The organism is Ruegeria intermedia (genome assembly GCF_900129345.1).
GTDB lineage: Bacteria > Pseudomonadota > Alphaproteobacteria > Rhodobacterales > Rhodobacteraceae > Ruegeria > Ruegeria intermedia.
Map to the genome: position 1 here is coordinate 36,878 of NZ_FQVK01000022.1, position 26,231 is coordinate 63,108.

A 26,231-nucleotide genomic window follows, 5' to 3' on the forward strand; every position below is an offset into this window, starting at 1 on the left:
GTGATGGTGGGGCTTTGTTTCCGGTAAGTTGACAATTTGACCAAATGGTTAACCTGCGGCGACTCGGGTCTGCGCGCGCAAACCTGCCGTTCACAAACTGATGAAAAAAAGTGCAGAACGTGATTGCAGCCACCCGCCAAGGGTGCGACAAAACGCCATTGCTTCGTCGTCTACCGGCATGGAGGATTCTATGACGACCATCAAGGAACCCAGCTTTCGGGAAAGCGTGGATCTGATGTTCAACAGGGCGGCCGCCCTCATGGATCTTCCGCCGGGGCTGGAGGAGAAAATCCGGGTCTGCAACGCCACCTACACCGTCCGTTTCGGGGTTCGGTTGCGGGGGCAGATCCATACTTTTACCGGCTATCGCTCGGTTCACTCCGAACACATGGAGCCGGTAAAGGGCGGTATCCGCTATGCCATGGCCGTGAATCAGGACGAGGTCGAGGCGCTTGCCGCGCTGATGACCTACAAATGTGCCTTGGTCGAGGCGCCGTTCGGCGGCTCCAAGGGCGGTCTGCGCATCGATCCGCGCAAGTATGAAGAGCATGAGCTGGAGCAGATCACCCGCCGTTTCGCCTATGAACTGGCCAAACGCGACCTGATCAACCCGTCGCAGAACGTTCCTGCCCCCGACATGGGCACGGGCGAGCGCGAGATGGCCTGGATCGCCGACCAATACGCGCGGATGAACACCACCGACATCAATGCGCGGGCCTGCGTGACCGGCAAGCCGCTGAACGCGGGCGGCATCTCGGGCCGGGTCGAGGCGACGGGGCGTGGCATCCAATATGCGCTGCGCGAGTTCTTCCGTCACCCTGCCGACGTCAAGAAGGCGGGCCTTTCGGGGTCGCTGGACGGCAAGCGGGTCATCGTCCAAGGGCTGGGCAACGTGGGCTATCACGCCGCCAAGTTCCTGAGCGAGGAGGACGGATCGTTGATCGTGGGCATCATCGAGCGCGACGGCGCGCTGTACAATCCCGAGGGGATCGACGTCGAGGCGGTGCATCAATGGATCGCCAAGCATGGTGGCGTGAAGGGCTACCCGGATGCGACGCATACTGCCGAAGGGCCTGCCGTTCTGGAAGAGGAATGTGACATTCTGATCCCGGCGGCGCTGGAAGGGGTGATCAACCTGTCCAATGCCGAGCGCATCAAGGCGCCGCTGATCATCGAGGCCGCGAACGGTCCGGTGACCGCCGGGGCCGATGAAGTGCTGCGCAAGAAGGGCACCGTGATCATTCCCGACATGTATGCCAACGCAGGCGGCGTGACGGTGTCGTATTTCGAATGGGTCAAGAACCTCAGCCACATTCGTTTCGGCCGGATGCAGCGCCGTCAGGAAGAGGCGCGGCACGAACTGATCGTGAAAGAACTGGAACGCCTGGACCGTTATCTTGGCGATGCGTGGTCGATGTCTCCGGACTTCAAGGCCAAATACCTCAAGGGCGCGGATGAGCTTGAGCTGGTGCGCTCGGGCCTGGATGACACGATGCGCATCGCCTACCAGGCCATGAGCGAGGTCTGGCACGATCGCGACGACGTCGAGGACCTGCGCACGGCAGCTTACATCGTGTCCATCGATCGTGTGGCCAAAAGCTATCGGGCCAAGGGCCTCTGACATCATTGCGGCGCGGCGTCTGTACGCCGCGCCCTTTCCGTTCCGACGGTCGGCTGGCGTTGCTCTGGGCAACGGGCCTCGGTATGGTCGCGCGTTGACAAGTTCCTGTCGAAAACGGATGCGGAACGGGCGCGATGCATTGCTACTGCTGGGGAGAGTTGGTTTGATGCCAGCAAACCCGCAGGGAGATCTGAATGCGCTTTTCCGGCTTACGCGTCCTGAAGGAGGGACTGACCGGCAACAAGGGTTGGACGGCGCATTGGCGTGATCCCGAGCCCAAAGCCGAATACGACATCGTCATCATCGGCGGCGGCGGGCACGGGCTCAGCACCGCGTATTACCTGGCGAAAGAACACGGACTGACAAATGTCGCCGTGCTGGAAAAGGGCTATATCGGCGGCGGCAATGTGGGGCGTAACACGACGATCGTGCGCGCCAACTATTTTCTGCAAGGAAATTCCGAGTTCTATTCGCATTCCCTCAAGCTGTGGGAAGGGTTGGAAGAAGATCTGAACTACAACGTGATGCATTCACAGCGAGGCATCATCAACCTGTTCCATTCGGACGGGCAGCGGGATGCGGCCGCGCGGCGGGGCAACATGATGATCAGCCAGGGCGACGATGCCATCCTGCTGGACCGCGACGCACTGCGCGGGATGCTGCCTTACCTGAACTATGACGATCTGCGCTTTCCCATCTATGGCGGTCTGTACCATCCGCGCGGCGGCACGGCCCGGCATGATGCCGTGGCTTGGGGCTATGCCCGCGGGGCGGACCAGCGCGGGGTGGATCTGATCCAGAATTGCGAGGTCACCGGCATCGACATCGAAAACGGCGCCGTGCGCGGCGTGCAGACGACGCGCGGGGTGATCCGGGCCAGGAAGGTCGGGATCGTGGTTGCGGGCCGGTCCAGCCAGGTCGCGGCGATGGCCGGGATGCGCTTGCCGATCGAAAGTCACGTGCTGCAGGCCTTCGTGACCGAGGGGCTGAAGCCCTGCATCGATCATGTCGTGACCTTCGGCATGGGGCATTTCTATATCAGCCAATCCGACAAGGGCGGGCTGGTGTTCGGCGGCGACCTGGATTTCTATGCCTCCTACGCGGCGCGAGGCAACCTGCCCACGGTCGAAAGCGTGATGGAGGCCGGCGTGGCCCTGATGCCGATGATCGGCAAGGCCCGGGTGCTGAGGTCCTGGGGCGGGATCATGGACATGTCGCCGGACGGATCGCCGATCATAGATCGCACCCCTATCGACGGGCTGTACCTGAACTGCGGCTGGAACTACGGCGGGTTCAAGGCGGTTCCGGGCTCGGGCAACGTGTTTGCCCATCTCATGGCCACCGACCGGTACCACGAGAACGCGACAGGGTTCCGGCTGGATCGTTTCCGCACCGGGCGCGGGATCATCGATGAAGAGGGCAAGGGCTCTCAGCACAATCTGCATTAGGGGCGCCGGGATGTTTCGTTCGAATATTTGTGAAAGCCAGGAGGCGCGGCCATGAGGATCACCTGTCCGTATTGCGGCGAGCGCGACCGCCGCGAGTTCTACTATCGCGGGGCCGCCGTCGATCTGGACCGTCCCGCCCCGGATGCCGGGCCTGACGCTTGGGATGATTTCGTCTATCTGCGCGACAACCCGGCGGGCGAGACGCGGGATCTGTGGTATCACGAAGGCGGCTGCGGCGCATGGATCGTCGTGACCCGAAACACGCTGACCCACGAAATTTCGGCGACCGAGCCTGCGTCCGGGGGCAAACGATGAGGGTCGCGGGCAGGGGGCTGATCGACCGCGGCACACCGGTCGAATTTTCCTTTGACGGCATCCGGTATTCGGGCTTTCAGGGCGACACGCTGGCCTCGGCGCTGCTGGCCAATGGCGTGCACCTGATGGGGCGGTCGTTCAAGTATCATCGCCCGCGTGGCGTCCTGACCGCCGGCAGCGAAGAGCCGAATGCGCTGGTCACCATCGGACGAGGCCCCGCGCAGGACCCCAATGTGCGGGCCACGATGCAAGAAATCTATCCGGGCCTCGAGGCGCGCAGCCAGAACCGCTGGCCCAGCCTGAATTTCGACGTGATGGCGGTGAACGATCTGGCCGCGCCCTTCCTGGGGGCGGGTTTCTACTACAAGACTTTCATGTGGCCCCGCAGCTTTTGGGAGAAGCTGTACGAGCCGATGATCCGCCGCGCCGCGGGGTTGGGCGCGCTGTCCGGGCAGGCCAACACCGACAGGTATGAAAGCGCCTATGCCTTCTGCGATCTGCTGGTGATCGGGGCTGGCCCGGCGGGATTGATGGCCGCCCTGACGGCCGGCCGGGCCGGGGCGGATGTCATCCTGGCCGACGAAAGCAACCGGATGGGCGGGCGGCTGCTGGCTGAAACGCTCGAGGTGGATGGCAAGCCTGGTCACGTCTGGGCAGACGAGGTTCTGGCCGAGCTGCGGGCGATGGACAATGTGCGGTTGATGACCCGCACGACCGTGGCGGGTGCCTACGACCAGGGCACCTTTGCCGCGCTCGAACGGGTCTTGCACCATACGGGCGACCGCCCCGCCGGTGCGCCGCTGGAAACCTATTGGAGGATCGCCGCCCGCCGCTCGGTTCTGGCGGCCGGGGCGCTGGAACGCCCGGTGGCGTTTCGAAACAATGACCGACCCGGCATCATGACCGCCGGTGCCGTACGGGCCTATCTGAACCGCTGGGGCGTCGCGACCGGCCGCAGTGTCACGATCTTCGGCAACACCGATGACATTCACCGGACGGCCCGCGACCTGCTGGCCGCAGGCGTCCACGTTGCCGCCGTGATCGACAGCCGCCATGACGGGCCGGTGACAACCGACTATCCGGTGCTGCGCGGGGCGCAGGTCTGCGGCAGTTCGGGGCGCAAGGGGCTGGAGTCGATCACCGTGCGCCGCGCCAGCGGAGAAGAGCGCATTCAGACCGACTGCCTGGCGATGACCGGCGGATGGAACCCCTCGGTCCACCTGACCTGCCACATGAACGGGCGCCCGACCTGGCGGCGTGACATTGCCGCCTTCGTGCCTACGCCGGGTGCCGTGCCCGGGATGCGCACGGCCGGGGCCTGCAACGGCGCGTTCTCGACCGCCGCCTGTCTGCGTGAGGGCATTTCGGCTGCGACCGAGGCGCTGGGTGATCTGGGCCTCAAGGCGCCCAATCCCGAGCCGCCGCAGGCCGAGGATCAGCCCTATGAAATCGCGCAACTGTGGGCGGTGCCCGGCAAGGGTCGCGCGTGGCTGGATTTCCAGAACGACGTGACCGTCAAGGACGTCAAGCAGGCCGCGACCGAGAACTTCCGCTCGGTCGAGCACATGAAGCGTTATACCACGCAGGGCATGGCCACCGATCAGGGCAAGAACTCGAATGTCGCGGCGCTGGCCATTCTTGCGGATGCCACCGGGCGGGCGATCCCCGAGACCGGAACCACCACCTTCCGCCCGCCTTACGCGCCGATTGCCATTGCCGCGCTGGGCGCGGGGGCCGAGGGCGCGGGGTTCAAGCCGCAGCGCTTCACCACCTCGCACAAGGCGTCAGTGGCGCGCGGGGCACCGATGGTCGAGGCCGGGCTGTGGTATCGGCCCAGCTATTTCCCGCAGCCGGGCGAAACCACGTGGCGCCAATCCTGCGACCGCGAGGTGCAGATGGTGCGCTCGGCGGTCGGCGTGTGCGATGTCTCGACCCTGGGCAAGATCGACATTCAGGGGCGCGACGCCGCGCAGTTTCTGGATTTCGTCTATACCAACACGTTTTCGACGCTGAAGGTCGGGCGCGTGCGCTATGGGCTGATGCTGCGCGAGGACGGGTTCGTCATGGATGACGGCACCACCGCACGGTTGGGAGACAGTCATTTTCTGATGACCACCACGACCGCCGCCGCCGGTGACGTGATGAAGCATCTGGAATTCGTGCGTCAGGGGCTGCGGCCCGACTGGGACGTGTCTCTGGTTTCGGTGACGGAACAATGGGCGCAATTCGCCGTGGCCGGCCCCAAATCGCGCGAGTTGCTGAACGGCGTGCTGGACACCCCGCTGGATGATGCCGCGTGGCCGTTCATGGCCTGCGGGCCGGTTTCGGTTCTGGGGGTGCCGGGGCGTCTGTTCCGGATCTCGTTCTCGGGCGAGCACGCCTATGAGATCGCCGTGCCCGCGCGGTATGGGGCCAGCCTGTTCGAGATCTTGACCCAACGGGCCGAGGCGCTGGGCGGCGGCCTCTATGGGATAGAGGCGCTGAACGTCCTGCGGATCGAGAAGGGGTTCATCACCCATGCCGAAATCCACGGGCGGACCACGGCCTATGACATCGGGATGGGCCGGATGGTGTCGCAGAAAAAGGACTGTATCGGCAAGACCATGTCCGAACGCCCGGGGCTTGAGGAGCCGGGGCGCGAGCGGTTGGTCGGGATCAAACCCATCGGGGAAAGCCGCCAGTTGCTGGCCGGCGCCCATCTGTACAACGAAGAGGACGCGCCGGTGCGTACCAACGATCAGGGCTATGTGACCTCGGTGTGCTACTCGCCGACGCTGGGCAGCATGCTGGGGTTGGCGTTTCTGGCCGATGGCCCCGACCGTCATGGCGAGATCGTCAAAATGGTCGATCACCTGCGCGGCGTGACCACGCTGTGCGAGGTGACGGACCCGGTGTTCTTCGATCCAGAAGGAGAGCGTGTGCGTGGATAAGCTGATTGCCCAGACCCCGTGCGACGGGCTGCTGCCGCTGACCATCGGAGCGGTCTCGGTCACCGAGGTCGCCCCGGGCGCGATACATGCGGTTTCGGCCTTTCAAGGGCAGGCCAAATCACTGTCCGAGGCGATGAAGGCGGCGCACGGCATGGTCCTGCCGGCCCCGAACCGGGCCGCCGGGAAGTCGGGCGCGCGTGCGGTCTGGTTCGGCCCGGGTCAGGTCATGTTGATCGGCCCCACGCCGGACCCGTCGCTGTCCGCCCACGCCGCGGTTGTCGACCAGTCTGATGCCTGGGCCGTGGTGCGGCTTGAGGGCGACGGGGCCGAGGATGTACTGGCCCGTCTGGTGCCCGTCGATCTGCGCCCGCAGCATTTCAAGCGCGGGCATACGGCGCGGACGCTGCTGTTTCACATGAATGCCTCGATCACTCGGGTTGGCGAGAAAGCCTTTCAGATCATGGTGTTCCGGTCGATGGCTAAATCGTTGGTGCATGATCTGAAAAGGGCCATGGAAGGCGTCGCCGCGCGCCGCTAGACTGAACACAGGTAACGATTCCAAGAGGACCCAATGCTGCGCATCGCACTTGCCGCCGCCCTGCTGGCCACGCCGCTGGCTGCCGCTGAAACCAAGGAACAAAGCTGCAAATACCAGGCCGAGGTCGTGGCCGCGATTCAGAAGGCGCGGCTGGATCGCGTGAAGGAACGGGACGTCCCGCAGGCGGTGGCCGAGGCCGGCCCGACATGGCCCGAGAACTACAACGCCGCGATCCCGCTGATCACCCCGTGGGTCTATGAGCAGAAGATGCGCGACATCCGCAAAAAAGACCTGGGCGCCGCCTGGATGGAGCTGTGCCTGCAGCAATAATCCACAGGGCCGCGAATTGGCTGTGGACAAAGGCCCGCCGCGCCCTTGGCGGGCGGCCCGGTTTCTGCCATGTATGACACATGTCATTGCCCCCTGGATTTCTGGATGAGCTGCGCACCCGTCTGAGCCTGTCTCAGGTCGTCGGGCGCAAGGTCATGTGGGACAACCGCAAATCCAATCCGGGCAAGGGCGACATGTGGGCGCCATGCCCGTTCCATCACGAAAAAACCGCCTCGTTCCATGTGGATGACCAGAAGGGGTTCTATTACTGCTTCGGGTGTCACGCCAAGGGCGACGCGATCAGCTTCGTGAAGGAAACCGAGAACGTCTCGTTCATGGAAGCAGTCGAAATCCTGGCCCGCGAGGCCGGATTGCCGATGCCCGCGCGCGACCCCAAGGCGCAGGAAAAGCAGGACCACCGGGCGCAGTTGGCCGATGTCATGGAGCAGGCGGTGCAGTTCTTCCGCCTGCAACTCAAGACCGGGGCAGGGGCCGAGGCGCGCGCCTATCTGGGTCGCCGCGGTCTGGACGCTCAGGCGTTGGACCGCTGGGAAATCGGGTTTGCGCCCGATGGCTGGCAGGCGTTGTGGGACCATCTGCGCGGCAAGAACGTGGCCGAGGACCTGATCCTGGGCGCCGGTCTGGCCAAACCGTCGAACAAAGGCAAAAAGCCCTATGACACATTCCGCAACCGCATCATGTTCCCGATCCGCGATCCGCGCGGCCGGTGCATCGCTTTCGGCGCGCGGGCGATGGACCCCAATGACAACGCCAAATATCTGAACTCGCCCGAAACCGCGCTGTTCGACAAGGGGCGAAGCCTCTACAACCACGGACCAGCCCGTCAGGCGGCGGGCAAGGGGCAACCGCTGATCGTGGCCGAGGGCTATATGGATGTGATCGCCCTGTCCGAAGCTGGCTTCGGCGCTGCCGTCGCGCCGCTGGGCACCGCGATCACGGAACACCAACTGCTCATGCTGTGGCGCATCGCCGACGAGCCGATCATCGCGCTGGATGGCGACACGGCCGGGCTGCGGGCAGCGATGCGGTTGATCGACTTGGCCCTGCCGCTGCTCGAGGCGGGCAAATCGGTGCGCTTTGCCCTGATGCCCGAAGGCAAGGACCCCGACGACCTGATCCGCGCCAGCGGCGCCAAGGCCGTGCAGGCGGTGCTGGATCAGGCCATTCCGATGGTTCGGTTGCTCTGGCAGCGCGAAACCGAGGGCAAGGTCTTTGACAGCCCAGAACGCAAGGCGGCTTTGGACAAGGCGCTGCGCGAAAAGATCCAGCTGATCCGCGACCCGTCGATCCGCGCCCATTACGGGCAGGAGATCAAGGATCTGCGCTGGCAGCTGTTCCGCCCGCAGCGGCCGTCCGCCCCCCGCACCTGGCAGCCGCGCGGGAAATGGCAGCCCGAGCGGCGGGCGCCAACGCCAAGTGCGCGATCCTCGTTTCTGGCGTCCACGGAAAACGCGGAAATCCGTCTGCGCGAAGCGGCGATCCTGGCGATTGCGATCCTGAACCCCCAGGTCGTGATCCAGTTCGAGACCCAGTTGGAGGAGATGGAGTGCCTCGACCCCGAACTGGCCTCTCTGCGTGATGCCGTTCTGCGCCACGCGATCGACGACCCGGACAACGTCAAGGACCATATTGTCGAATCTTTGGGGGCCGGACCTCTTGAAAACCTGCTGGGCCTTCGCCATGTCGCAGTGATCCCCTGTGTGCGCAAACCGGGCGACGTCGAGAAGGCTCAGATGACACTGGCCGAGGAACTCGCAAAAATCAAAGCGCTCCGGGGGTTGGATGCCGAGATCGCCGAGGCCGAGGAGGAACTGTCTGACGTAACGGACGAGGCATTGACGTTCCGGTTGGCGCAAGCCGCCGAAGAGCGCAACCGCGCAAGCCGCAGCCAGAACGAGGACAGGGCCGTATTCGACATTGCCGAGAACGGGGCGCGAATCAATCGCGACGAGAAGGATGCGTTTCAGGCGATCATGTCCGGCATCAAGTTCGAGCGGAAACGCCGCTGAAGTGGTGTTTTCATAAAGCACTGGAAAAGAAAAACGGGTAAACGGGTGGCCGAATCACTTCTACGCGCTAATGATTCGGTTCCATCGAATCACCCATCCCTGCAGGAGCACTGAATGGCCGCCAAGGATACCAACGAGGAACGGAAGTCCGACGACCAGGAACAGGAAATCTCGCTGGACATGAGCCAGGCCCAGGTCAAGAAGATGATCGCCGAGGCCCGCGAGAAAGGCTATATCACCTACGATCAGCTCAACCAGGTCCTGCCGCCGGATCAGGTCAGTTCGGAACAGATCGAGGACGTGATGTCGATGCTGTCCGAGATGGGCATCAACATCATCGAAGACGAAGAGGCCGAGGAGGAAGAGCAGAAGGGCTCGACCGATCTGGTCACCACCGACAGCAACCGCGAGGTTGCGCTGGCCGGGTCGCAGACCGAAAAGCTGGACCGCACCGACGACCCGGTGCGTATGTATCTGCGCGAGATGGGCAGCGTCGAGTTGCTCAGCCGCGAGGGCGAGATTGCCATCGCCAAGCGGATCGAGGCCGGACGCAACACCATGATCGCCGGGCTTTGCGAAAGCCCGCTGACCTTCCAGGCGATCTCGATCTGGCACGACGAATTGCTGTCCGAGGACATCCTGCTGCGCGACGTGATCGACCTCGAGGCCACGTTCGGCAACCAGATGGACGAGGACGGAGACGTGGAAGAGCCCGTCGTCGACACGTCGAAGGTTCAGGCGTCGAAGCCCGCCAAGGACACCGGCCCCGAACTGGATGCCGATGGAAACCCGATCGCGTCGGACGATGACGACGATGACGACGATCAGGCCAACATGTCGCTGGCCGCGATGGAAGCCGCGCTCAAGGACCAGGTTCTGACGACGCTCGAACGCATTTCGACCGATTTCGCGATGCTGTCCGAGATGCAGGACAGCCGGATCTCGGCCACGCTGAACGAGGATGGCTCGTTCAGCGAGGAGGACGAGGCGACCTATCAGAAGTTGCGCTCGGAAATCGTCGAACTGGTGAACGGGCTGCACCTGCACAACAACCGGATCGAAGCGCTGATCGACCAGTTGTACGGCATCAACAAGCGGGTGATGTCGCTGGACAGCGCCATGGTCAAACTGGCCGACCAGGCCCGGATCAACCGGCGCGAGTTCATCGAGGCCTATCGCGGGCGCGAGCTTGACCCCAACTGGCTGGCCGACATGGCCGAAAAGCCGGGGCGCGGGTGGAAGATGTTCATCGAGCGCTCGTCGGACAAGGTCGAAGAGCTGCGCAACGACATGGCGCAGATCGGCCAGTATGTCGGTCTGGACATCAGCGAATTCCGCCGCATCGTCCAGCAGGTGCAAAAGGGTGAGAAAGAGGCGCGTCAGGCCAAGAAGGAAATGGTCGAAGCCAACCTGCGCCTGGTGATCTCGATCGCCAAGAAATACACCAACCGCGGCCTGCAATTCCTTGATCTCATTCAGGAAGGCAACATCGGCCTGATGAAAGCGGTGGACAAGTTCGAATACCGCCGCGGCTACAAGTTCTCGACCTATGCGACCTGGTGGATCCGTCAGGCGATCACGCGTTCGATAGCGGATCAGGCGCGCACCATCCGTATTCCGGTCCACATGATCGAGACGATCAACAAGCTGGTCCGCACCGGCCGCCAGATGCTGCACGAGATCGGCCGCGAGCCGACGCCCGAGGAACTGGCCGAAAAGCTGCAGATGCCGCTGGAGAAGGTCCGCAAGGTGATGAAGATCGCCAAGGAGCCGATCTCTCTGGAAACCCCGATCGGCGACGAGGAAGACAGCCAGCTGGGCGATTTCATCGAGGACAAGAATGCCGTGCTGCCGCTGGACAGCGCCATTCAGGAAAACCTCAAGGAAACCACGACCCGGGTTCTGGCATCGCTCACCCCGCGCGAGGAACGGGTTCTGCGGATGCGCTTTGGCATCGGCATGAACACCGATCACACGCTCGAAGAGGTCGGCCAGCAGTTCAGCGTGACCCGCGAGCGGATCCGCCAGATCGAGGCCAAGGCACTGCGCAAGCTGAAACATCCCAGCCGCAGCCGCAAGCTCAGGTCTTTCCTCGACCAATGATACCGAAAGGCGCCTCGATTGAGGCGCCTTTTTTCGTCGCAGGTCAGACTGGGTCACACTGTCCAAACATGTCATCAACTTGGCATGAACGCACATGCCAACGGCCGTCACGCGCGCCATATGGTCAATGTCCACTCATGGGACAGGCCGGGGCGAGGCGGTGACGCCGATGACCCCCGGCCACCGGTCACGGTTGGACCGGATGGTCCACCCGGACCGTCAAGGTGCTGGGCGGGTGCCCGGTCCATCGTTTGAAAGCCGTCGAAAACGCCGACTGATCGGCATAGCCAAGAGCATAGGCGACCTCGGCCAGGGTCATCTGGTTTCGCAACAGGGTCTGGGCCAGATCACAGCGCAGGTCATCGACGATTTGGCGAAAGCTGGTGCCTTCGGCGCCCAGGCGCCGGGCAAAGGTGCGCGGGCTCATGGCCAGCGTCCGGGCGGCGTCTTCGGCGCGGATGATCCGGCCCGGCAGGGATTGCGTGATCACCCCCTCGACCCGGCTGCGCAGGGATTGCCGCTCTTGCCCGTTTTCGGCCAGCAGCCGTTCGCCATAAGCCAGAAGATGTTCCCGAAGGCGGGGGTCGTACGTGGGGATGGGCAAGTCCAGCGCCGTCAGCGGAAGCAGGATTTCCATCTGCTCCATGCCGAAACGGACGGGAAAGCCGGCAAGCCTTAAAAAACGTGCCTCATGCCGGCCGACCTCGTGCTGGAACCGGATCTCGATCGGGTTGAGGTGCACTCCCGTCAGCGTGCGCATCCGGGCGATGGCGGCGAACATCAGAAACTCGGTCCGGCGGTGATACCGGGCGAAACGCGCATCCTTCCAGTGCAGCCCCAGCGTGGCGGCGTTGCCGGACAGGTCCATGCTGAAACCGAGGGTCGGGTCGATGAAGCGGTGAAAACGCGTGGTGTTTTCCATCACCTGCTTCAGATCACGCGAATATTTGCTGATATAGGCCGCAAGGCTGGACGCCGAGGTGACCCGCAATCCGGCCCTGGCTGCAAAGGTGATGTCGCCTAGTACGTCACAGGCATGCCGGATGAAGCTAGCCTCGGTTTGTGCGCTGATCCGGGCGTCGGCCGCCGAGAGTTGGGCCGGGGTCAGGTCGGCGTGTTCAAATACCCGGGCGACCAGATCCGGCTTTTTTGCCGCGCGTTCCAGTTCGGCCGCCAAAAGCTGAAGCCTTGTGATTTCGACATCCATGGGACCCACCCAAGCCAGCGCATTTCATCGGAGTATGCGCGCAAACCTCGTTCCTGAACAACCGGGACGGTCGTGCCGGGGGCCGACATTGTGCAGAAGACGCTGTTTGGCCCCAGTTCGAATGACTCTGGCACCCGATCCAATGCCGCGTGCGAAGCCCAGGTTTAGATACCGGTTCGTGCCGGGTCGGTTCCCATTGGGGAGTGGGACGAGCCCGGAGACGAGACGCACCACACCGTCCGCGGCTCCCCGGCACACGCATTGTCTTGTGGACCGGCGCGGAACATACCGCGATACGATGACCGGCCGCAGGAGGCTCCCGTTCGCAAGGGCAACGCAATAGGCGAGATTGTCGGTTGGATCGCTTCCCCGAAATTCGATCGGGTACGATGAGGCGCGTTTCTGGTGCCCGGGGGATAGCGGTACTTTTGGCCGTCGCCCTGCGCCGGGGGTGGTTCCGCGACGGTCACCGGTGGCCCTGACCCGATACCAGCGTTGGTTGACAGTGGCGCGCAGGGATTGCGAGGATTGCTGAAAACATCGTGATCGGTTCTGGCCGGGGCAAGCCCCAGCGCTAGCCTGTGTCCGACGTGACAGCAGAAAGGAAGAGACATGAAGCGGATCGTGGTTTGCGCGTGGCTTGCGGTCGGAGCGGTCGGCGTCCCGTCGGTGTCCTCCGCCGCGCCGAACGGGTATCGCACCGAACCCATCAACGGCACCGATTTCGAGGTCATCCCACGCTCCCGTCAGGATGTCGACGGGTATTGGTGCGCGGCTGCCGACTTTGCCCGCCGCAAGCTGGGCGCCGGCTGGCAGCAGCCGATCTATGTGCTGCGCGGCTATGGGCCCAGCGTCACGACCGGCCGCAGAACCGCGGTTCAATTCTCGCTCAACCCGCCGCCCGGCGGCGTGCCGCAGCAGAACAGTTTCATCACTTCGGGGTTTCAGCCCGGCTACAGCATGTCGGTTCAAGGTGCGAATGCCCGGTGCAACGTGCGCCCGTTCCAACGATAGGTGAAGGGCCGATGCAGGCAGAGTTTGCCGTTCAGACCCGTGGTCAGGGCCTGTACGAGTTCACGGACCGTATCCGGGGCTGGCTGTCCGCAACCCAAGCCGACGGACTGCTGACGCTGTTCGTGCGGCACACCTCCTGTTCGTTGTTGATTCAGGAAAATGCCGACCCCGAGGTGCAGACGGATCTTGGGGCTTTCTTCTCGCGGCTCGTGCCGCCCTCGGATCACCCGTCCATGTCCTATCTCAGGCACACCTATGAGGGGCCGGATGACATGCCGGCGCATATCAAGGCCGCGATGATGCCGGTGTCGCTGTCCATTCCCGTTCGCGGCGGTTACCCCGTGCTGGGGACCTGGCAGGGGATCTACCTGTTCGAACACCGCACGGCACCCCACCTGCGGAAGGTGGCCGCGCATTTCGCCTGACCCATTATCTAGCGGTGGAAAATTCCGACTACCCAAACCCTAGCGGCTGGCCTATAGTTGTGGATAAGTCGGCCCCAGCGCTGACAAAAAGAGGCGGAACAAGGGACGAGGAGACGGCGGATGCGCTGCCCGTTTTGCGGAAACATAGATACTCAGGTCAAGGATTCACGCCCGGCAGAAGATCATGTGGCCATCCGCAGGCGCCGGTTTTGCCCCGCATGCGGGGGCCGTTTCACCACTTACGAGCGGGTTCAGCTGCGCGATCTGGTGGTAGTCAAATCCAACGGCAAGCGCGAAGACTTCGATCGCGACAAGCTCGAGCGTTCGATCCGCATCTCGATGCAGAAACGCCCGATCGACCCGGACCGGATCGACCAGATGATTTCGGGAATCGTGCGCCGGCTGGAAAGCATGGGCGAGACCGACATTCCGTCCAGCAAGATCGGCGAGATCGTCATGGAAGCTCTGGCGCGGATCGACACCGTCGCCTATGTTCGCTTTGCAAGCGTGTACAAGAATTTCCAGGCGGCCGATGATTTCGAGGAGTTTGTCCACGAACTGCGCCCGCCGCAGCCATCGACGGACGAGTGACCGACACTGACAAGCGATACATGGCGCTGGCCCTGTCCCTGGGGCGGCGCGGACAAGGAATGTGCTGGCCCAACCCGGCGGTGGGCTGCGTCATCGTCAAGGATGGCCGGATCGTCGGGCGGGGTTGGACCCAGCCGGGCGGGCGTCCGCATGCCGAAACCGAGGCATTGGCACAGGCCGGTGAACGCGCCCGCGGAAGCACGGCCTACGTTTCGCTTGAACCCTGTGCGCACCATGGCAAGACGCCTCCGTGTGCGCAGGCATTGATCGATGCCGGCGTTGCACGTGTCGTTTCCGCGATCGAGGACAGCGATCCGCGCGTCGCCGGTCAGGGCTTCGAAATGCTCCGAGCCGCCGGGGTCGAGGTAACGACCGGTGTCATGGCCGATCAGGCCGCCCGGGACCACGCCGGTTTCTTCATGAAGACCGAACAGGGGCGCCCCTTCGTCACGCTGAAACTGGCCAGCAGTTTCGATGGTCGTATCGCAACCGCCTCGGGGCAGAGCAAGTGGATAACTGGCCCCGACTCCCGGCGGGCGGTGCACGCCATGCGCGCGCGGCACGACGCGGTGATGGTCGGTGCGGGAACCGCGCGGGCCGATGATCCGTCGCTGACCGTGCGCGACCTGGGGGTCGGGCATCAGCCGGTGCGCATCGTGGTGTCACGCCATCTGGATATCCCGCTGTTGGGGCAATTGGCGCGCACCTCATCACAGATACCGGTCTGGCTGTGTCATGGCCCATCGCCCGACTCGGAACGCGCCCGCGCCTGGCAGGGATTGGGCGCCACGCTGATCCCCTGTGCGGTCCGGGGGCACCACATCGATGCCACGGATCTGCTGCAGCAATTGGGCCGGAAGGGCCTGACCCGCGTGTTCTGCGAGGGCGGATCGGCCTTGGCGGCGTCGCTTCTGGCCGATGATCTTGTTGATGAATTAGTCGGCTTTACCGCCGGTCTGGCCATCGGCGCCGAAGGTCTGCCTGCCATCGGAGCGCTGGGGCTTGAAGACCTGTCCGAGGCACCCAGCTTCGAACTGGCAGAAGCGCGCCCGGTGGGCGGCGATGTCTTGCAAGTCTGGCGCCGCTCTGCGCGTTAGGGCCGTTTCAGCGCCACAGATGCGCATGCGTCGCCAACGCACCCTGAAGCTTGGACAGCAGCCGGGTTGCCGCGCCCGATGGCGTGGGTCGGCCTTGGGCGAGGCGATCGACCGCAATCTCGACCGGGCAGGGGGCACCGGTGATCGGATCGAAATACCGCGGGTAATCAATTAAAGCCGCATGCGCGAGGCCCAGCAGCGATGGCCGCGCGCCGCGGCGCGCGGGCACCGCACCCAAATCGGTGGTCAGACCCCAACCGGCGTAGAAAGGTGCCCCCAGCGTCGTGACCTTGACACCACGCAGCAGGGCCTAGAACCCCAGCGCCGACGTCATGGTCCAGACTTCCTGCACCTGCGTCAGAACCTGGGCCGGATCGACACCGGTCAAAACCACGTCGGCCAGCCCATCGGCGTCGACCTGGCCTTTGCGCAGCCCGGCCTCGACATCCGGGTGCGGCTTGTAGATCAGAACCGCATCGGGGTTCGCCTTTCGGGCCGCGCGCAGCAGCTCCAGGTTGGTGCGCACCGTGCTGTTTCCCAACAGAACCGAGGCGTCATCCTCGACCTGTCCGGGAACAAGAATGCGATGCCCTGCCGGCAGATCAGGGCAGGGTCCGCCGATGTTGTACTTGCTCAGGCGGCTTCGGGTCAGGCGCTGCACCAGGTGACGGGCCCGGCGTTTCTGATCGGGGCGCAGGGTCTCGCGCCGCGCGATCCAGTCCTCGAGCCGGCTGGGTCGGGTCGGGTCGTAGTAGATGCCCAGATCGTCGGTCACCAGCGACAGCGGCGGCACCAACCGGGCCCCCAACCCGCGCGACCGCAAGAAGCCGTCTTCGACGCGGAAGACGCCCTCGGAGTCTCGGTCATGGTTGGCCCAGACCATGTGCGGTCGGGTCGGGCTGGCGGGGCGCGCAGCGGTGAAGCGCATCTTGCGATAGCTTCCGAACGCGCGCTGCAGATGCCGGCGCTTCCACAGCCGCATCCCCGATGCCGTCCAGCCCCGCCGGTCTTCGTGCCAGGCCCGTATGCGCGCCTCGAGCGTGTCCAGAACGGTCTCGATTTCGCACAGCCGGTCGCGGAATGGGTCATACCATTTGGGGTAGAGGATCATGGCTGCGGCGAACAACTGCGCTCGGGTCAGGTTGCGCTGTCGGCGCGGCATTTCGATGTCGTCGCGGGTCAGCCCCCAACCGGCATAGAAGGGCCGCCCGAACACACGCGGCTTGTGCCCGGCCAGAATGGCCTCGAACCCCAGTTGCGACGACAGCGTGTAGACCCCGATCGCACCTTCCAGCAGGTCCCAGATGTTGACCCGGTCGCGCAGCAGGCGGATGCGGTCGGTTTCAACCTGCGGCCCGAAATGTCCGGGGCGGTATCCCAACGCGGTCTCGGGGTGGGTCTTGACGATGATCCGGGCGCCGGGGTTTTCCTCTTGCGCGATCACCAGCATCTCGCGAAAGCGGGCCAGGTCGCCACCGTTGGCGGTGACCGCGGCGTCGCCCTGGGTCTGATCGACCACCAGCACATAGCCGGGTTCGGGCAGTTCGGCCTCGGGGTCGTATGCGGAGTATTTGGTCAGCCGCAATTCGGCCATCCGCAGCATCGCACCGCGCGCCCGGTCCAGAAGGGCGGTGTCGTCCAACGGATGCGTGGCCAGCAGGGTCTCGAGATCCGAAGGGCGGTCGGCGTCGAAATGCACGCCCGACGCGTCGAGCAGCAGGCCCAGCGGCGGCTCTTTTCCGCGGCCGGGGTGCAACGAGCGCAGAAAGGCATCTTCGACGCGCAGCAGCGGGGCGCCGTACCGGGCCGCGACGCGTTCCCCGCGATGGGCGGTCGGGCTTTGCCCCCAGACGCCGACCTGGTCGCCCGCGCGCGGCAGGCCCAGCGCGACCTTGTGGCCGGACAGGGCCAGAATGCGGCGGATGCGCCGCTGGGTCAGGAACCCGCCATTGTAGACAAGCAGACGCGCCAGGTGGCCGGACTCAGATGTATCGGCCACCGGCTGCACGGATCAATTGCCGGCCAAGGTGGCCACGTTCGCAACCGGCGTCAGACCACCCGCGATCAACGAGATCGACTTGGTCCATTGGGCATAGGGCGCCTCGGTGACATAGATCGTGTCGTCGTCGCGGATCACGAAATCACGCGCCACGAACAGCCCGTTGGGCGCCGTCAGGTTCAAAAGGTAGATCATGCGCTGCTCGCCCTTCAGGTCCGGGCGCCCCATGACCTTGCGGGCGATGTCCTCGCGCTCGTTGCGCAGAACGAAGATGCCGGTCGGGTCGGACGAGAGCGACTGCAACCCGCCCACCTGGGCCAGCGCCTCGAGCGCCGAGAGGTCCTGGCTGTCGAAAGCGACGCGCGACTGCCCGCCGGTGGCCCCCAGCGCGATGTAGGATCGCGTGTCCTGCTCGACCAGAATCCGGTCGCCGCCGCGCAGGGCAATGTCCATTTCGGGGTTCTGGAACAGATCGTTGTACCAGATCGTCCCTCTTTGGTTGCCGCGGATCACGGTGACCAGCGCGATGTCCGGGGCGACCGCCACGCCGCCGGCGCGCGCCAGCATCGTCGACAGGGTTCGGGTGGGCCGATCGATCGTATAGATGCCCGGGGCGCCGATGGTCCCGGTCAGCGACACGGTCGCACCATCGCCGGCGACGCGGCGGATCTGCACCTGAGGGTCGGGGGTCTGTTCGCGCAGTTTGTCGGCGATCATGGTGCGCAGTTGTTCGGGGGTGTTGCCCGAGGCCCGCAGGCGGCCGGCATAGGGGATGAAGATGTACCCTTCGCTGTCGACCTGCACTTCGTCCAGGCTGGTCGCGGGGCCGGTTTCGCCCGACAGCAGACCGTCGTCGACATTTTCCCAGATGGTCAGCCCCAGAACGTCGCCGGGGCGGATCGTGTCCGCAGTGATGTTCTGGGCGCTGCGGAAGGCCTGCGAAAACCCGTACTGAGGAATGGCGGCAGTGGTTTTTGCAACAAAATCATTTACTTCTACGACAAATGCATTGCCGCCGTTCTGAACCGCACCAGCCAGGATTTCGGTCTTGTTGGGGCCGGACTTGGGAAGCTGGCATGCCGCCAGCATTGCGACGGTCGCGAAAAGAGTGACATTTCGAATCCACCGGGTTGGGAAGCACTGCACGTTTTTGACCTCGACAGCCATTGTTGTGTTTTTGGTTTGTCGCGACGCTACTGAGTTTGGCGCTCAAATTCCAGACGTTGCCAACTGACGGGCCGGACGTGATGGAAACTGTGGCGCTTCGGTCGCGCCCCCCGCCAGGGCGCGCGCATAGGGGTCGTGAGCCTGCAGCATCCGGTCAACCACCTGTCGGAGCAGTTGTTTGCGGCCTCGCCGCGAATAGTATCCCCCGGGAATCTGGCAGGTTGCCAGCAGGAACTCGCGGTACGTGCGATAGGCGTCGGTGTTCGGCCCCCTCGGGTCGGCGAAAAACGCCTCGATCGGCTGGTCGGACACCAGCTCGGGCTTGTCATAGACCGACCGGCCGAACACGCGCAGCGGGACGCCGCGCCACAACGCCTGCTGACCTGCCGTCGAGTTGATGGTGACCGCCGACTTGGCGTGATCCAGAAGACGGGCCAGTTTGCCGCCGGGCACATGGTGGACGCGGTCGGCGATGCCCAGCCGGCGGGCCGTCTGCCGGATGAAGCGCGCCAGAGGCTCGCGGCAGTTCTCGAGCGGATGTTCCTTGATGACCAGGTGGTGATGTGGCGGGGCGCCCTTGGCAAAACCTTCCATGACCGGCAGCAGGAAAGCGCACATGGACGAGAATTCGGAATGGGCCCGGACCGAACTGTCATGCGCCAGTTGCAACAGCACCAGATGATAGGGATACCCGCCCCGACGGATGCGGGCGGTCGCCAGGCTGCGCCGGATTCGATGCAGGGGCATCCGCATCAGACGTTTGAAATACAGCCTGAATTCCTGGGAAACAGCCAAATCGCGGTGTGGTCTGAAGTTCCGGTACCCGTGATTCAGGAACAATACGAACCAATGGTACAGCGCGCCGTAGAACACGTGTTGTCGCATGTCGCCCCAATGCGCGGGGGGCGGCGGGGTCGGCCCCTCGGTCAGTTCCACGGCTCGCTGCATCGTTGCGATGTCCAAGTCCATCAGCCGGGAATGCGCGTTCGATCCGTTTCGCTCATAGGTCACCCACCACGGGCGCAGATAGCCTTCCTCGAAAACATGGACCCTCAGGCCGCGCACCCGGGCGATCCGGATCGCCACGGCGTGCACCGGACGAACGTCGCCGTACAGAACGATGTCGGTTACCCGCCGGGTCTCGAGCAGGTCAGCAAAGGTCTGCGGCCACGCGTCCAGCGTTCCGCGATAGGGCACATAGCTGCGCTTGTCGAACCAGAAGGCGCGGTCGCCGGCATTGAACCCCACCCGCCAGACTGTGGCACCGGCCGCCCGCAGCATGCGCCCCAACCCATGAAAGAACGGCCCATGCGGCCCCTGCAGAAACAGGAATACGCGACCGTCTTGCTTTGAAACCGGATCGTTCATGTCGTTTGCGCACGCCTGTGTGCGTTTGAGAATTTCGCCGAAACTATGCCCGTCCGCCCCTGGAGGCGCAAGCCGGGGCTTGCCCTGGCGGCCGGTTGGGCTTACCTCGGCGGGTGACACGGTCAGCTTGCGCGCAGAGGGTTAACGGAATGTTTACAGGGATCGTCACCGATATCGGCACCATCATCGAACTGGAGCAGCAGGGCGATCTGCGGGCGCGGATCAGGACGGGGTACGATACCGCGGGCATCGATATCGGCGCCTCGATCGCCAGCGACGGGGTCTGCCTGACGGTAATCGCGCTGGGCGACGACTGGTATGATGTGCAGATCAGCGCCGAGACGGTGTCCAAGACCAACCTGGATGGCTGGCAAGTGGGCAAGCGCGTCAATCTGGAACGCGCCCTCAAGGTGGGCGACGAACTGGGCGGGCACATCGTCTCGGGCCATGTGGACGGTGTGGCCGAGGTGATCGCCGTGACGGACGAGGGCGACAGCACCCGGGTGACCCTGCGCGCGCCGCGGGATCTGGCCCGGTTCATCGCGCCCAAGGGCTCGGTCGCGCTGAACGGTACCTCGCTGACCGTGAACGATGTGGATGGGTGCGATTTCGGTATCAACTTCATCCCGCACACCAAAGAGGTCACCACCTGGGGCGACGTCAAGGTGGGCGACCGGGTGAACATCGAGATCGACACGCTGGCCCGTTACGTCGCGCGGCTGTCGGAAATGACCTGACGTCGGACGAAACGCCGCGTTAGATCCGTGCGGATTCGTTTGCGGACTGGCCTTTGCGCCCGTGCTGGTCTATCCCGCGTTGCAACACCTGCTCTGTGAAAGGCTGCCCCATGAGCTTTGAAACACCCGGACCGGTCGAGGCCCAGCTGCGCGACGCGATCAGCCCGATCGAAGAGATCATCGAAGAGGCGCGCCAGGGCCGGATGTACATTCTGGTCGACCACGAGGACCGCGAGAACGAAGGCGACCTGGTGATCCCGGCGGAATTCGCCGATGCCGAGGCGATCAATTTCATGGCCACCCATGGCCGCGGGCTGATCTGCCTGCCGATGACGGCCGAGCGGATCGACCGTCTGGGCCTGCCGATGATGGCCGTGAACAACTCGTCGCGGCACGAAACCGCCTTTACCGTCTCGATCGAGGCGCGCGAAGGCGTCAGCACCGGGATCTCGGCCGCCGACCGGGCGCTGACCATCGCCACCGCGATCAACGAACAGAACACCATGGCGCACCTGGCCACGCCCGGCCATGTCTTTCCGCTGCGCGCCAAACGGGGCGGGGTACTTGTACGCGCCGGTCACACCGAGGCCGCCGTGGACATTTCACGCCTGGCCGGGCTGAACCCCTCGGGCGTGATCTGCGAGATCATGAAGCCCGACGGCACTATGGCCCGGCTGCCCGATCTGGTCGAATTCGCCAAGGAGCACGGGCTGAAGATCGGCACAATCAGCGACCTGATCTCGTACCGAGCGCGCCACGACAATCTGGTGGTCGAGACCGCGCGCCGGATGGTCACGTCGGAATATGGCAGTGAGTGGGAGATGCGGATTTTCACCGATCAGACCCACGGGATCGAACATGTGGTGATGATCAAGGGCGACATCAGCACGCCCGAGCCGGTGCTGACCCGCACCCACGCGCTGCACGAGGCCTCGGACATTCTGGGTCTCGGTCCGAAATCGCCGCAGGAACTGCCGCGCGCGATGGAAAAGATCGCCGCCGAAGGGCGTGGCGTGGTCTGCCTGTTCCGCAACCCGCGCAACTCGCTGTACGCGGCCGAAGACGAAGGTCCGCGCACCATCAAGCAAACCGGTCTGGGCGCGCAGATCCTGTCCAAGATGGGCATCAAGGAGCTGGTGCTGCTGACCGACTCGCCGCAGACGAAATACCTGGGTCTGGACGCCTTTGGCCTGTCCATCGTCGGGACCCGCTCGATTCTCAAGGATGACTGAGCATGGCTGAGCAAGACAAACACGGCGTTCTGCCGACCCCGAAATTCGATGACCCGGTCAAGCTGCTGATCGTCGTGGCCCCGTTCTATCGCGCCATCGCCGACGACCTGGTTCGCGGCGCCAAGGCCGAGATCGAGGCCGCCGGCGGCAGCTGCGAGGTGGTCGAGGTGCCCGGTGCGCTCGAGATTCCGACCGCGATTGCCATGGCCGACCGCCAGTGCAACTTTGACGGCTATGTGGCGCTGGGCTGCGTGATCCGGGGCGAGACCACGCATTACGAAACCGTCTGCAACGATTCCAGCCGCGCGATCCAACTGCTGGGTCTGCAGGGGCTGTGCATCGGCAACGGCATCCTGACGGTCGAGAATGACGCGCAGGCCGAAGTGCGCGCGAATCCGGAAAAGATGAACAAAGGTGGCGGCGCGGCGGCTGCGGCCTTGCATCTGATCGCACTCAGACGTAAGTGGGGCGCTTCGAAAAAGGGCGTCGGTTTCAAGCCGCCGTCCGAGTCCATCCTCGTGGCGGGCGACAGCAACGGATCAACGACAGCATGACCCAGACAGACACGCCGAAACCGGCAAACCGGAAACGCCTGATGAAATCCGCCGCGCGGCTGTATGCCGTGCAGGCGCTGTTCCAGATGGAGCAGTCGGGCCAGACGACCGAGCAGGTGGTCAACGAGTTTCTGGATCACCGGTTCGGCGCGGTCTACGAGGGCGACGAGATGCTGGAAGGCGACAGCACGCTGTTTCGCAAGCTGGTGGATGACGCGGTGAACTATCAGGCGCCGATCGACCAGATGACCGACCGTGCGCTGGTGGCCAAGTGGCCGATTTCGCGCATCGACCCGACTCTGCGGGCGTTGTTCCGCGCGGCCGGCGCCGAACTGAGCCAGAGCGACACGCCGCCCAAGGTTGTCATCACCGAATTCGTTGACGTGGCGCGCGCCTTCTTCCCCGAAGGCAAGGAACCGAAATTCGTCAATGCGGTTCTGGATCACATGGCCCGCGAAGCCAAGCCCGAGGCGTTCTGACGCGCCACAAGCGATTTCACCCGGCATGAAATTGCGCTAGACTCCTGTCATGTGAAGGAGGCGCGTCATGCCGAAACTGATCCGTCTTTATATCACCCAGGTTGCACTGGGCTTCGTGATCTCGGCCGTATTTGTCGCGGTGCTGCTGCTTTTGAACGTGGCCAACCTGCGTCACCTCATCACGGGCTCCGACATTGGCTTCGTCGCGCTGATCATGATCTGGTTCATGAACGGGATCGTCTTTGCGGGTGTCCAATTCGCTTATGCGATCATGAGCATGGCCGAAAAGCCCAAAGGCCCGCGCGGAGGAACCCCGGTTGCCGTGAAGCTGGAACCCGTGCGCGTCGAGGCAAGTCGGACTTCGTGACTTGGGCGGTCGGCCCTGAGTTGACCTTCTGTGAAATCGTTGCATCTGGTGTGCTACCGGACAGAGCGGAAAAAGTGCCTCCGTACGCCGAACCCATCGGATGTCACCTGATCGGAAGGCGGCGGGACCACCAGGCAACCGTGCGGTTTTGATTCCCGAGGACCTGTATGTACAGGTGGGCGCCAGGTAATCAGGCCAGGACCTGAACAGAGCCAGCTCCCTCGGAATTGCTTAAGGCCACCGGAATGCTACCGGTCACGAGAAGGGCAGAACCCGCCAATGGCCTAACTAGGGCGCGGTGCCAGTCTGCGCAAGGGGGCAGATGCAAAAGAAGGCGTGCTGGGCCGTCCAAACAGGCGGCGCGGCGGTGGCCCTTTCCTCATGGCCAAGGCCCTTGATTTTTGTTCTTGAATTGTTCACATTCTGCGCATGACGTTGGATCTGCAGCCCGGTCAAAGGCTGGCCCGCGGGGTTGCCCGGCATCTGGCCAGCCACGGCTTTGTTTCCATTGAGGAATTCGTGCCCGCACGCGGGTTGCGGGTGGATGTGATGGGTTTGGGCCCCAAGGGGGAGCTTTGGGTGGTCGAGTGCAAGTCCAGCCGGGTCGATTTCCAGTCCGATGCCAAATGGGGCGGATACCTGGACTGGTGCGACCGGTTCTTCTGGGCCGTGGATACTGATTTTCCGACCGACCTCTTGCCGGCGGAAACGGGTCTGATCATCGCCGACGCCTATGGCGCCGAGATCATACGGATGCCGCCCGAGGTCAGGCTGGCGGCAGCCCGACGCAAGAAGCTGATCCAGAAATTTGCGATGGACGCCGCGCGGCGTCTGCACATGCTGCGCGATCCGCGGCTCTGAAGGTCAGCGTTTGACCGCGCGGGCGGCCTGGGCGGCGGCGCGGATCTCGTCGGCGATCTCCTCGGCCTCTTCCGGGTCGAAATCCATCGGGATTTCAAGGTTGTCGGCTTCGACGAACAGGCGCACCATGCCTTGATCGGTGGGGCCGATCTGCAGGTTTGCTTCGATGTCGCGTTCGGTATTGATGCCCATATTCGCCTCCGGAGACTGAGCATTTCTGCTAGCGCGCAACCGGGTTGGAATCAAGCGCAGTCTGGGTGTTGCGCGACGTGGGCGGGCGGAACGATGTGTTTCGGGTGGCCGGAGTTTCGTCGGCGGAGGCAGCGCGGCCCAACTGTCCTCCCGGTCCGGAAGTGGCGGGCGGCGCTTTGGGCTGCCGAAACTCGTGGTGCCCGCGGTTTTCATTGCGCGATCCGCCGTTTCGGACAATGCCGAAAAATTCGCCGACAAGGCCCTTGCAATCCCCCGGCGGCTTCGGTAAATCGCGCCTCACGTGCCGCCTTAGCTCAGTTGGTTAGAGCGCTGGATTGTGGATCCAGAGGTCCCCTGTTCAAGCCAGGGAGGCGGTACCATCCATCCTCAGACGATTGGTCAATGGCTGCCTGTCCGCGCTGCGCGGTTTCCCAGGGATCTTGTTAGCCCGGCATTAGGGGTTTTTTGCCGATGGTTGCCGGGGCAGAATGGTCAGTCTCGGCCGTCTCCGGCTATCGCCGGCTTGGGTGCAGACGCGCACCAGTCGGGCGTACAATGCATGTCCCAGCCCATTCCGGCCTCGCGGCTCCGGGGCGGCTTGTGTAAGAAAGGGCAAAAGGCAGATCGGAACAGGCGTAAATGTCCCAGACCATTACCGTTTTCACGACGATGAAGAACGAAGGCCCCTACATGCTGGAATGGGTCGCCTTTCATCGCATGCTGGGGGTCGATCATTTCCTGATATTCACCAATGACTGCGCGGACGGAACCGACGACATCGCCCGCCGCCTTCAGCAGATGGGGCTGGCGACCCATGTTCCGAATGCCGTGCGCGACGGCGGCAACCCGCAACACCAGATGCTGCGCCGCGCGCGCCGGCACCCCAAGGTGAAAGAGGCCGATTGGCTGATGTGCCTGGATGTGGATGAATTCTGGAACATCCGCGTGGGGAACAACAGCTTTCCGGCGCTGATCGACGCGGTCGAGCAGAAGGCGGGCCGCCCGGTCGACGCCATTTCCTTCGCCTGGCGCCTGTTCGGCAGTTCGGGCAACATCAGCTTTGACGACAGGCCCGTGACCGAAAGCTTCACCATGGCCGATCGCGAATTCCCCTATCATTCCGGCCGGGCCTACGGGCTGAAGACTCTGTTTCGCAACAATGACCGGTTCAGCCGCTTCGGCCCGCACCGCCCCAAGGGCATCGAAGAGGGGCGCGAGCACGAAGTCGCCTGGTCGGACGCGGGCGGAAACCTGTTTCCCGCCGACAAGGTCGGCTGGCGGGCCTGGCAGGGGTTCGACCATGCCTTCGGACGCCTGCACCACTATTCCGTGCGCTCGCTCGAGGGGTTTCTGGTCAAGCGTGACCGGGGCCGCACCAATCACGTCAAGGTGGATCAGGGGCAGGCCTACTGGTTGGATATGAACGCCAACAAGGTCCGGGACACCTCGATTCAGCCCATCTCCCGCCGGGCCGCGCCGGTGCTGGCCGAGCTGAAGGCCGATGCCGAGCTTGCCCGCCTGCATGACGAGGCGTGCGAGTGGCACCGCGCCAAGATTGCCGAGATCAAGCTGCGCCCCGACTGGGTGGACTTCCGATCATGGCTGGCGGACAATCTGGTGTAAGAC

Annotated in this window: 23 protein-coding genes, 1 tRNA gene and 1 pseudogene; 20 read left to right on the plus strand and 5 right to left on the minus strand. The window is 64.0% G+C overall.

Going from position 1 to position 26,231, the window contains the following annotated elements; genetic code table 11:
- Positions 1-190: 190 nt before the first annotated feature.
- The 8 genes from F3H26_RS14780 to rpoD all read left to right on the plus strand — a co-directional run bounded on the left by F3H26_RS14780 (position 191) and on the right by rpoD (position 11,315).
- Positions 191-1,621 carry a Glu/Leu/Phe/Val family dehydrogenase gene (locus F3H26_RS14780; RefSeq protein WP_149776782.1) on the plus strand — a complete coding sequence of 477 codons (1,431 nt, stop codon included), beginning with the start codon at positions 191-193 and terminating at the stop codon, positions 1,619-1,621.
- A gap of 194 nt (positions 1,622-1,815) precedes the next feature.
- Positions 1,816-3,069 carry a sarcosine oxidase subunit beta family protein gene (locus F3H26_RS14785; protein ID WP_149776783.1) on the plus strand — a complete coding sequence of 418 codons (1,254 nt, stop codon included), beginning with the start codon at positions 1,816-1,818 and terminating at the stop codon, positions 3,067-3,069.
- A 51-nt stretch (positions 3,070-3,120) separates the two neighbouring features.
- A complete protein-coding gene (locus F3H26_RS14790; protein WP_149776784.1) occupies positions 3,121-3,384 on the plus strand; it encodes a sarcosine oxidase subunit delta in 264 nt (87 codons plus the stop codon).
- Entirely contained in the window at positions 3,381-6,314 is a 2,934-nt protein-coding gene (locus F3H26_RS14795; protein ID WP_149776785.1) for a sarcosine oxidase subunit alpha family protein, read from the plus strand. Before F3H26_RS14790 ends, F3H26_RS14795 begins: the two co-directional genes overlap by 4 nt.
- Complete coding sequence (locus tag F3H26_RS14800; protein ID WP_149776786.1) at positions 6,307-6,852, plus strand: sarcosine oxidase subunit gamma; 546 nt, start codon at positions 6,307-6,309, stop codon at positions 6,850-6,852. The genes F3H26_RS14795 and F3H26_RS14800 overlap by 8 nt, the downstream gene beginning before the upstream one ends.
- A gap of 33 nt (positions 6,853-6,885) precedes the next feature.
- Positions 6,886-7,182, plus strand: a complete 297-nt coding sequence (locus tag F3H26_RS14805) for a hypothetical protein (protein WP_149776787.1) — start codon at positions 6,886-6,888, stop codon at positions 7,180-7,182.
- An 80-nt stretch (positions 7,183-7,262) separates the two neighbouring features.
- A complete protein-coding gene (gene dnaG / locus F3H26_RS14810) occupies positions 7,263-9,212 on the plus strand; it encodes a DNA primase (RefSeq protein WP_149776788.1) in 1,950 nt (649 codons plus the stop codon).
- Positions 9,213-9,326: 114 nt separating this feature from the next.
- Positions 9,327-11,315 carry an RNA polymerase sigma factor RpoD gene (gene rpoD / locus F3H26_RS14815; protein ID WP_149776789.1) on the plus strand — a complete coding sequence of 663 codons (1,989 nt, stop codon included), beginning with the start codon at positions 9,327-9,329 and terminating at the stop codon, positions 11,313-11,315.
- Positions 11,316-11,502: 187 nt separating this feature from the next.
- Here the strand turns inward: rpoD and F3H26_RS14820 are convergent, their stop codons facing one another.
- Positions 11,503-12,522 (minus strand): AraC family transcriptional regulator, encoded by a 1,020-nt coding sequence (locus tag F3H26_RS14820; protein WP_149776790.1) that lies wholly within the window; start codon positions 12,520-12,522, stop codon positions 11,503-11,505.
- 612 nt (positions 12,523-13,134) lie between these two features.
- Here F3H26_RS14820 and F3H26_RS14825 point away from each other — a divergent pair.
- The 4 genes from F3H26_RS14825 to ribD all read left to right on the plus strand — a co-directional run bounded on the left by F3H26_RS14825 (position 13,135) and on the right by ribD (position 15,649).
- Complete coding sequence (locus F3H26_RS14825; protein ID WP_149776791.1) at positions 13,135-13,536, plus strand: hypothetical protein; 402 nt, start codon at positions 13,135-13,137, stop codon at positions 13,534-13,536.
- Between the two features lie 11 nt (positions 13,537-13,547).
- The gene (locus F3H26_RS14830) at positions 13,548-13,961 is read left to right on the plus strand and encodes a secondary thiamine-phosphate synthase enzyme YjbQ (protein WP_149776792.1); all 414 of its coding nucleotides are present in this window, start codon (positions 13,548-13,550) and stop codon (positions 13,959-13,961) included.
- 120 nt (positions 13,962-14,081) lie between these two features.
- Positions 14,082-14,552: a transcriptional regulator NrdR gene (gene nrdR / locus F3H26_RS14835; RefSeq protein ID WP_149776793.1), complete on the plus strand. Its 471-nt coding sequence runs from the start codon at positions 14,082-14,084 to the stop codon at positions 14,550-14,552.
- Entirely contained in the window at positions 14,549-15,649 is a 1,101-nt protein-coding gene (ribD, locus tag F3H26_RS14840; protein ID WP_262504561.1) for a bifunctional diaminohydroxyphosphoribosylaminopyrimidine deaminase/5-amino-6-(5-phosphoribosylamino)uracil reductase RibD, read from the plus strand. The genes nrdR and ribD overlap by 4 nt, the downstream gene beginning before the upstream one ends.
- A gap of 7 nt (positions 15,650-15,656) precedes the next feature.
- Here ribD and F3H26_RS14845 read toward each other — a convergent pair.
- The 3 genes and pseudogenes from F3H26_RS14845 to F3H26_RS14855 form a co-directional block, all read right to left on the minus strand.
- A pseudogene (locus F3H26_RS14845) lies at positions 15,657-17,657 on the minus strand (capsular polysaccharide biosynthesis protein).
- A 3-nt stretch (positions 17,658-17,660) separates the two neighbouring features.
- Positions 17,661-18,737: a polysaccharide biosynthesis/export family protein gene (locus F3H26_RS14850; RefSeq protein ID WP_223162525.1), complete on the minus strand. Its 1,077-nt coding sequence runs from the start codon at positions 18,735-18,737 to the stop codon at positions 17,661-17,663.
- Positions 18,738-18,857: 120 nt separating this feature from the next.
- The gene (locus F3H26_RS14855; RefSeq protein ID WP_149776795.1) at positions 18,858-20,183 is read right to left on the minus strand and encodes a capsule biosynthesis protein; all 1,326 of its coding nucleotides are present in this window, start codon (positions 20,181-20,183) and stop codon (positions 18,858-18,860) included.
- 149 nt (positions 20,184-20,332) lie between these two features.
- On the opposite strand from F3H26_RS14855, the gene F3H26_RS14860 reads away from it, so the two are divergent.
- From F3H26_RS14860 to F3H26_RS14885, 6 genes are all read left to right on the plus strand, one after another.
- Positions 20,333-20,920, plus strand: coding sequence for a riboflavin synthase (locus tag F3H26_RS14860; protein ID WP_149776796.1), 588 nt, complete (start codon positions 20,333-20,335; stop codon positions 20,918-20,920).
- A gap of 110 nt (positions 20,921-21,030) precedes the next feature.
- On the plus strand, positions 21,031-22,152 hold the full coding sequence (ribB, locus tag F3H26_RS14865; RefSeq protein ID WP_149776797.1) for a 3,4-dihydroxy-2-butanone-4-phosphate synthase: 1,122 nt from the start codon (positions 21,031-21,033) through the stop codon (positions 22,150-22,152).
- Positions 22,153-22,154: 2 nt separating this feature from the next.
- Positions 22,155-22,706, plus strand: a complete 552-nt coding sequence (locus F3H26_RS14870) for a 6,7-dimethyl-8-ribityllumazine synthase (protein ID WP_005983872.1) — start codon at positions 22,155-22,157, stop codon at positions 22,704-22,706.
- Positions 22,703-23,185: a transcription antitermination factor NusB gene (gene nusB / locus F3H26_RS14875; protein WP_149776798.1), complete on the plus strand. Its 483-nt coding sequence runs from the start codon at positions 22,703-22,705 to the stop codon at positions 23,183-23,185. The genes F3H26_RS14870 and nusB overlap by 4 nt, the downstream gene beginning before the upstream one ends.
- Before the next feature lie 67 nt (positions 23,186-23,252).
- Positions 23,253-23,552 (plus strand): hypothetical protein, encoded by a 300-nt coding sequence (locus F3H26_RS14880; RefSeq protein ID WP_149776799.1) that lies wholly within the window; start codon positions 23,253-23,255, stop codon positions 23,550-23,552.
- 429 nt (positions 23,553-23,981) lie between these two features.
- Positions 23,982-24,413, plus strand: a complete 432-nt coding sequence (locus F3H26_RS14885) for an MmcB family DNA repair protein (protein ID WP_149776800.1) — start codon at positions 23,982-23,984, stop codon at positions 24,411-24,413.
- Positions 24,414-24,416: 3 nt separating this feature from the next.
- On the opposite strand, the gene F3H26_RS14890 is transcribed toward F3H26_RS14885, so the two are convergent.
- The gene (locus F3H26_RS14890; protein WP_149776801.1) at positions 24,417-24,605 is read right to left on the minus strand and encodes a DUF6324 family protein; all 189 of its coding nucleotides are present in this window, start codon (positions 24,603-24,605) and stop codon (positions 24,417-24,419) included.
- 303 nt (positions 24,606-24,908) lie between these two features.
- On the opposite strand from F3H26_RS14890, the gene F3H26_RS14895 reads away from it, so the two are divergent.
- Positions 24,909-24,985 (plus strand) — tRNA-His (locus tag F3H26_RS14895).
- A 259-nt stretch (positions 24,986-25,244) separates the two neighbouring features.
- The gene (locus F3H26_RS14900) at positions 25,245-26,228 is read left to right on the plus strand and encodes a glycosyltransferase family 2 protein (protein ID WP_149776802.1); all 984 of its coding nucleotides are present in this window, start codon (positions 25,245-25,247) and stop codon (positions 26,226-26,228) included.
- Positions 26,229-26,231: the final 3 nt, after the last annotated feature.